The organism is Streptococcus sp. HMSC072D05 (genome assembly GCF_001815805.1).
Classification (GTDB): domain Bacteria; phylum Bacillota; class Bacilli; order Lactobacillales; family Streptococcaceae; genus Streptococcus.
Genome location: NZ_KV822038.1, coordinates 230,866 through 236,936, shown reverse-complemented (window position 1 = coordinate 236,936; position 6,071 = coordinate 230,866). Strand labels below are relative to the sequence as shown.

General features: G+C 36.3%; 11 protein-coding genes and 1 tRNA gene. All 12 read right to left on the bottom strand.

Features of this window, described 5'->3' with window-relative positions; genetic code table 11:
- Window positions 1-738 (bottom strand): NAD glycohydrolase inhibitor (gene ifs, locus HMPREF3057_RS06960; protein WP_070697006.1); only part of this gene is annotated, 738 nt, incomplete at its 3' end.
- On the bottom strand, window positions 739-900 hold the full coding sequence (locus tag HMPREF3057_RS10310; protein WP_180364455.1) for a hypothetical protein: 162 nt from the start codon (window positions 898-900) through the stop codon (window positions 739-741).
- An 88-nt stretch (window positions 901-988) separates the two neighbouring features.
- Window positions 989-1,702 carry a DUF6572 domain-containing protein gene (locus HMPREF3057_RS06955; protein ID WP_225893252.1) on the bottom strand — a complete coding sequence of 238 codons (714 nt, stop codon included), beginning with the start codon at window positions 1,700-1,702 and terminating at the stop codon, window positions 989-991.
- Between the two features lie 886 nt (window positions 1,703-2,588).
- The gene (locus HMPREF3057_RS06945; RefSeq protein ID WP_000805398.1) at window positions 2,589-3,011 is read right to left on the bottom strand and encodes a hypothetical protein; all 423 of its coding nucleotides are present in this window, start codon (window positions 3,009-3,011) and stop codon (window positions 2,589-2,591) included.
- Between the two features lie 11 nt (window positions 3,012-3,022).
- A complete protein-coding gene (locus HMPREF3057_RS06940; RefSeq protein WP_049490227.1) occupies window positions 3,023-3,445 on the bottom strand; it encodes a hypothetical protein in 423 nt (140 codons plus the stop codon).
- A 69-nt stretch (window positions 3,446-3,514) separates the two neighbouring features.
- Entirely contained in the window at window positions 3,515-4,069 is a 555-nt protein-coding gene (locus HMPREF3057_RS06935) for a hypothetical protein (RefSeq protein ID WP_049490228.1), read from the bottom strand.
- A gap of 20 nt (window positions 4,070-4,089) precedes the next feature.
- Window positions 4,090-4,323: an Imm74 family immunity protein gene (locus HMPREF3057_RS06930; RefSeq protein ID WP_070697003.1), complete on the bottom strand. Its 234-nt coding sequence runs from the start codon at window positions 4,321-4,323 to the stop codon at window positions 4,090-4,092.
- 198 nt (window positions 4,324-4,521) lie between these two features.
- Window positions 4,522-4,593: transfer RNA gene (locus HMPREF3057_RS06925), tRNA-Arg, on the bottom strand.
- Window positions 4,594-4,635: 42 nt separating this feature from the next.
- Complete coding sequence (rplS, locus tag HMPREF3057_RS06920) at window positions 4,636-4,983, bottom strand: 50S ribosomal protein L19 (RefSeq protein ID WP_001068669.1); 348 nt, start codon at window positions 4,981-4,983, stop codon at window positions 4,636-4,638.
- A gap of 118 nt (window positions 4,984-5,101) precedes the next feature.
- Window positions 5,102-5,431, bottom strand: coding sequence for a fluoride efflux transporter CrcB (crcB, locus tag HMPREF3057_RS06915; RefSeq protein ID WP_070697001.1), 330 nt, complete (start codon window positions 5,429-5,431; stop codon window positions 5,102-5,104).
- Entirely contained in the window at window positions 5,425-5,799 is a 375-nt protein-coding gene (crcB, locus tag HMPREF3057_RS06910; protein ID WP_070696999.1) for a fluoride efflux transporter CrcB, read from the bottom strand. The genes crcB (HMPREF3057_RS06915) and crcB (HMPREF3057_RS06910) overlap by 7 nt, the downstream gene beginning before the upstream one ends.
- On the bottom strand, window positions 5,796-6,062 hold the full coding sequence (locus tag HMPREF3057_RS06905; RefSeq protein WP_000362354.1) for a chorismate mutase: 267 nt from the start codon (window positions 6,060-6,062) through the stop codon (window positions 5,796-5,798). Before HMPREF3057_RS06905 ends, crcB (HMPREF3057_RS06910) begins: the two co-directional genes overlap by 4 nt.
- Between the last annotated feature and the right edge of the window lie 9 nt (window positions 6,063-6,071).

Below are 6,071 nucleotides of genomic sequence, written 5' to 3'. Positions count from 1 at the left end.
ATACTGCTTGCTTTCGAGGAAGTAGATATAGTTATTGAGTTTTTCTTGAAGCTTCAACAAGTGTTCTTCTTCCAGAGATTCTATCCATTTGTTTTCATCAATCAACAACAACTCTAGATGGTCATCTGAAACACCCATCGCATCGATACTCGTAACGTCTAGTACAATTTCCTCAACTGTTTTAATGGTTTCTACTACCTTAGGGGGATTGTAGTATTTTTCCTTGAATTCCTTAAGAATCTTCTCTACCTTTTCTTCGTCACACTGTCTGTATAAAGGATCACGGTCTAATGCATTACACAGCCCTTGATATAACCAATCTTTCTTCTGTTCATCTGATAGATTGGAAATACTCTCTATAATATTTCTTACTAACTCATCAGTCTTAATAACAAAGGGAAGGCTAATATATCTTTTCAAACGCCTATTTTGAATGAAAATATAATCAGTCACCTTATCTAATTTGACTAGGTCAACCGATAAGCTGAAATCTTTCAAGATTTCAAAAGTTCTTCTCACTATATCCTTATCACCTTCTACATACAGAGGATATAAACAATACTCCATCAATACGCTAATGTCTGTGCTGTCAAGTTCATAAGAATCTCGTTGCCGAAAACGATACTTAGCTTCTGTTCCTAGAAATGCTTCTGCTTCTTTCCCTTCCTTCATCACCTCTAGATAATGTTTGACAAAATATTTATAATTCTCTTTATTTTTCAATTTATATGTCTGCATTTATTTACTCCATTGATTTATTCTAAAAATCCCCTCAACTTGAACAATTTCATTAGTGCCAGGCTTATAGACACGTGGATTCTTGATTTCATAATAGCCTTGACGTTCAATCGCAGATAGAAAATCATCGTAAGAATGCCCCGTTGTGTCAATCGTTGGCATAAGTAGTTCGCTATTTAGAAATGCTAAATAATCTTTTTATAAATATAGTCTCATTATACCACAAAAAGAGAGCGTTTCCGCTCCCTCTTTACTCCGGCAATTCCACCTTCAAACTCATATCTGTGGGTTGTAACACCTTCTGAACCGCCGCAAGAAAGGCCAATCCGTTATCAGATGGAGAGTACTGGAATGTGATATGGATGACTTTTTTGTCAAACTTATCACCATATCGCTCTACATACTGCTTGCTTTCGAGGAAGTAGATATAATTGTTAATTTTTTCCTGCAGAATTTCAAGATGAACTGTTTCTATCTCTTCCTGCCAGCCGACTGAATCCACCAGAAGAACCTCTAAATGATTATCAACTGTACCAATAGCATCAAGTTCAGTTGGCTTGAGTTCTGAAGAGATGGCTTTTTTTACAAGAGCTTTAAACTCTTCAACATCAAACAACTCACGTTGATCTTCTATATTTGATAGCATAGTTTCAGGATGATTACGTATGTAGTTTCTATCAATATCATCTTGCTTACTTAAGGGCCAGCGCCCTGTTTCAGCATAAATCATGACTTCATATGCTCCCCTAGAAGATTCAAATGCTTTAACCATCAGTTCCTTATTGATAGGATAGCAAACTTCTGGACCCATGGCTCCTCCAATTTCTTTAAAGAAGCCAATTTCGTAATAACCATTTGTCTCATATACAACAAATCCATCGCCTTTATGTACAATCGTATCTGAATGATTATAATCCTCTAACTCTTCTTTCTCTGGCCAACGATGATGTTCACAATAAAACATTACCTCTAAAGAGTCTTTTTCTGATTTTGAAACACGTTCTGCTAATTCCTGGCTAATGGGAAAATTAAGCATTTCTTTCCCTCTACTCCACAGAATCTGATAATCATTATTGTTTTTTAATACCGTACAATTTTTGTATTGCAATATTTCTGTTGTCATATAAATCAACTTTCTTTACTTTTTTAATTCTTCTTTATCATAGGCAAAAAAGATCTAGTTGGTGCGTACATTTCTTATCAAGCTACCCATTACCCTCTTTCACCTATGCAAATTATTTGCTATACACAAATAGAGAATAAACAAAAGTATCGAGTGGAAAAATAATGGCAAAAAACTAGGATATAACAGGAAGACGACTAAAGATACTAACAAACTAATAACGCTACCACGAATTACGGAAGAAACAACAGCTCCACTTTTCTTTACTACCTCTAAGAATTCTAAGTACTCCAAATCTGTAAATAGAGCAGGATACAAATCCAAATCTTTCTTAAAATAGATATCCAGCAATTTCCCGAAAAGCAAGGAAATACAAGAGAATAAAATCAAATAAAGGTACTTGTGAGCAGGTATACTGAAGATTGTCAAAACATTCAGAAATCTGATAAAATGAAGAACGAACAACACCAGGGAAAGTATAACGTACTGTTGACTCTTAGAAATTCTTTCTGAAATTGAAAAATACAATTTCTTTGCCTTTAAGTCATAATAGACTAATTTGTTCTTAAATTCTCCTAGATGAACTAGTTCTTTATAATGTTTTCTCTTTTCTATCATTTCCACTCCCTTTCTAACCATAATCAAATGATATAAGCTTTTTCATAGCTTCAGTGAACTGGATTAGAGCTCTCTAATATCTGGAATTCAGTTTCATTATATATCTCTTTTACTTGAGTGGCGATACATAATCATCTGGAACTTTGCCCATTGATTCTATCCATTGTTGTTCGGCTTGGGGAATAAGCATTTCAAGTTCTTTATCACTAAAAAGCAACTGATTTTTACGGTTGGAAATCAGCACAATTGGCTTTTTTCTAGCTCTATCTTTTCTAATTTCGTTCTTTTCTTCTTCTGTCGGTGGCCAATAATCGTGCTTAACTTTGCAAGATATTTCAAGTAGAGTCCGTTTTCCACTCTCTAGTAAGATAAATAATTCTTGTGGTAATTCATAGACAACTAACCAAGAAACTACGGTTCCCTCTTCTAAAACTAAATAATACTTGTCCTCATCTTTCCAGATATGCTGACCGTAACCTTTTACTTCTTCATACTGGATAACATCTTCCCATTGTAGTCTTGTTGGTTTCATTTATACATTCCTTACTTAAGTGGTGATACATAATCATCTGGAAGTTTGCCTCTCCAGTCAATCCACATTTGCTCAGCAATTGGAATTAATCTTTCAAGCTCTTCCTGAGTAAATAACTCTCTAGTTTCAGGTAAATCAATTAATGATGTGGGACTCTCTTCTATGAATCGTTTCTCACTAGCTTTCTTTTCTTCTTCCGTCGGTGGCCAACAATCGTTTTGAACCTTCCAAGATATTTCAAGTAGAGTCCGCTCTCCACTATCTAGTAAGGTAAATAATTCTTGTGGTAATTCATAGACAACTAACCAAGAAGCTACGGTTCCCTCTTCTGAAACTAAATAATACTTGTTATCATTTCTCCAGATGGATTTTCCATAACCTTTTACTTCTTCAAACTGGATAACATCTTCCCATTGTAGTTTTGTTGGTTTCATTTGTATTCTCCTAGTGCAATTATCTCTCAGCATAAAATATCATAAAAATCCGTCTTCTATTTCTCTTCCTTAATAGGCGATGCCATCTTTTATCCATTTTCTAGTTTCTAAATCCACATTAAAATAGAAATCACTTCGACCAGAACTATCAAAACAATCTTCTTTAAGAGCTTCACATACAATTCTCAGTTTCTTCTTACTTATCTCAGAAATGTATAGCATTGTATACCCTGCAGGAGATTCAATTTGGTCGATTCTCTCACCTTCTAAATTATAAACCTCTAGTTCTGATGGAAGGTCAAAATCGCTGGATGAGCGAAATATACTGAAGATACGCTGATATTTAGGACTAAATCGAAGATGATGTAAATGATGAAAACCAATCTGATGTTTGCCATTATGATTCCAATCTAGGGTTCCTTCTAGTAGATTTTGTTTCCCTAACAGTTTTCCTTCTAAACTAAAGTAGAAAATGATTTTGCTTACAAAGTTTTCTCCACTATAAACCATCACCATGTTCTCATCTTTATGATATTCCGCATGAATGATTTCTGGTAATTCTATCTTTATTTCATTGCTATCCCACTCCCATGTGAGCATCTGTTCACTGTAATCAATTTTCATCGCCCTTCTCCTACTCTAACTCAGATAAATTCGATCTGAATTGATTGCTCCGTCATCATGGAGTTCACTTCCTCGACAAGTTTATCTATCTCGTACTGTGTGATAGGAATGTGATTGTAAGGTGGCTCCCAATTCTGTATGCTTGACCTATATACAATAAAGCTACCACCAGTCAACAACTCTCCCTCTGCTTTTAAAACATAGCCATTTTCATAGTCAAAAGTAATGTTACCGCTTGTTCCAGAAATTTTCATTCCATTTCCTTCTTTACTCAAACATCATTATTTTTCTCAAAAAACTAAATCCTTATACTCATAATAAGGAGAGAAATTCCCCTTCAAATAAGCACTTATACTTTCTCCTATTATACCACACCTCCATTTTCATCTGAAATGGTTTCAATTTTAAGACAAAAAAAACACTGATCATTCAGTGCTTTTTGATTGAATTACTGCCCCCTGCAGGGATCGAACCTGCAACTACTCCTTAGGAGGGAGTTGTTATATCCATTGAACTAAGGGAGCTAGAGAAAAACCCTGCTGGGTAAGCAGAGTTTTTTTGTCGAATTAACGACGGATTTCTTTGATACGAGCTGCTTTACCTTGAAGAGCACGCAAGTAGTACAATTTCGCACGACGTACTTTACCGTAACGAACAACTTCGATCTTTTCAACACGTGGAGTGTGGATTGGGAAGATACGCTCAACACCTACACCGTTAGAGATTTTACGAACTGTGTAGTTTTCTGAGATGCCAGCACCTTTACGTGCAATAACAACACCTTCAAAAATCTGGATACGTTCACGGTTTCCTTCGACAACTTTCGCGTGTACACGAACAGTGTCACCAGGACGGAATGATGGGATATCTGTACGAAGTTGACCTTCAGTCAAGCTTTGGATTAATGGATTCATTTTATTCTCCTATCTTTGTCAATCTTGAGGAACCTTCCTCAGCGGATAAACTGTATTTTTGTGCGTCCATTACACACAAGATACAGTTTACCAAATTTCCACCTAAAAGTAAAGAAATTTATAGCAGAATTCCTAAAAAAATCGCTAGAAAACCGCCTATGTAAGTTAAGAGAAAATAGCTATAAAACACCTTCTTGTCACTGATTAGTCTTTGCAGTTCGTCATTCAAGGTTGAAAAGGTCGTCAACCCACCACAAAAACCTGTCGCTAGGATAGCATAGACTTCCTTGGAATCCACATGATTGTAGAGTAGGCCGATTAAAAAACAACCGAGAAGATTGGCTATGAGAGTTCCTAGGGGCAATTTCGAGGATTGATTATAGCGGGAAAAGAAATAACGAACCAGGGCTCCGAACCCGCAGGCGATTGCAAGATAAACGATTACCATTTCTTCCTCCCTAGAACATAAGCCAAGAGCAGACCTCCACCAATGCTTAAAAATAAGTAGATGCCTAAACTAAGATAACGCCCGGTATCAAGCAGTTTTACTGCATCAAGCATTAGGCTAGAAAAAGTTGTCAAGCCACCACAAAATCCTGTCCCCAGTGCTAAAACCAAGCCTTTACTAGTTCCCTTATAGACCAGATAGCCTTTCACCAGATAGACCAGGCAGATAATGCCCAGATAGTTAACAAGGAGGGTTCCCCAAGGAAATTCAGGACTTGCTGGCAACTGACTAGATACAAAATAGCGGACAAGGCCACCTGACATAGCAGCTAAAAAAATCCCTAGCGGATAGAATTGTTCTTTTTTCATTTGATGTTTTGATCCTGATAATCACGCGATCGTTTGAGAATATCTGAAAAAGTCGCAACAATGGTCTCCTGATAGCGCTTATCTTCTACTCGATTTCTGACTTTATCAAAAATAACTTCTTCTCTCTTAGTATCTAAGATTGGCTTACCAGATGCTTTCTTATAGGCAACTACACCCTCAACCAAATGCATTCGTTCTTCCAAGAGATTAACGATTTGGTCGTCGATTTGATCAATTTCTTGCCGAATACTAGCTAAATCCATAGTGTCTCC